Genomic DNA, 1,053 nt, shown 5'->3' on the forward strand with positions numbered 1-1,053 from the left:
CCCTATTCCGCTAGCCGGCTGTGGCGTTACACTCGAGTTTCGCGGTGAAGCCGATGTAAGCCATGGGTTGGCCGCGCGTGATGCTCAGCAGATCTTTCATTGGCTACAATCGATTGGTGTGATTGAGGGTGAGCCATCGATCATGCCGCAAGCGCTCTATACCCCTACCCCCTTGGCAGGTTCTGATGCCATAAAAGCACCGGTTTCTGGTGTGCTGGTGTTTAAAAAACGGTTGGGTGATCTGGTTTCGGCGGGAGACGTGCTCGCTGAGATCGTTAATCCGAACGATCAAACCATTACACCCATCACCACGAAGGCCGCCGGAAAGTTTTTCGCACGAGAAAACCGGCGTTTTGCTATTGCTGGTATGGATATTGGTAAGGTGGCTGGGCCTGATGCGTTTCGCGAAGGGCCGCTGCTTGGCGCATAGCTTTTGGCATTATCGGGTTTGGCTTCGGTAAACGGGCTAAATCGAAGAATCTGGCTAAACTTTAGGGGCATATAAGAAAACTAGAGAGAGCTTTAGTGTCTGCATACCATCGTCATGTCGCTCGTCGATCCATCTCCAAAATCATTTTAGCGGTTGTATTACTGCTATGTGCACAGGTGCTGTGGTCGGCAGAAAACACCTTAAAAGATGGGGCAGATTCACCCTTGCCTATGGCATTCGACTATTTCGAAGACCCTTATCATCTTTATACCTTCGAGCAGATACAAGCCTTGCCTGAGGATCGATGGTCCAAAGCCATGCCGGGGCAAGGGAGCTTTGGTTTTACGAGTTCCCAGTATTGGATAAAAACGCTCATCAGCAACAAAACTGCGAATACCCAGAACATGGTCTTGGAGGTCGATTATCTATTACTTGATGATGTGGTCTTCAAAGCAACGACCTCAGATGGAAGAGTGCTTGATTTAGCAACCGGTGATAGCCGGAACTTTTACCCTAGGCATATTGATCATCCAAGCATTTTGTTCAACTTTCAGTTAGAGAGTAATCAGGATATTTCGGTTATTTCCCGAGTCAAAACCCAGGGCTCGATGTTGCTGCCCCTG

The 1,053-nt window shown here is 48.9% G+C and carries 2 protein-coding genes; both read left to right on the plus strand.

All coding sequences use genetic code 11. The features are described 5' to 3' along the window. Nucleotides 1–430: succinylglutamate desuccinylase/aspartoacylase family protein (locus A3750_RS14865; protein ID WP_197475056.1), on the plus strand; the 430-nt coding region annotated here is incomplete at its 5' end. 95 nt (nucleotides 431–525) lie between these two features. After that, nucleotides 526–1,053, plus strand: a 528-nt coding sequence (locus tag A3750_RS14870) for a 7TM-DISM domain-containing protein (RefSeq protein WP_197475057.1), incomplete at its 3' end; no start/stop codon positions are given.

This window comes from Oleiphilus sp. HI0079 (genome assembly GCF_001635105.1).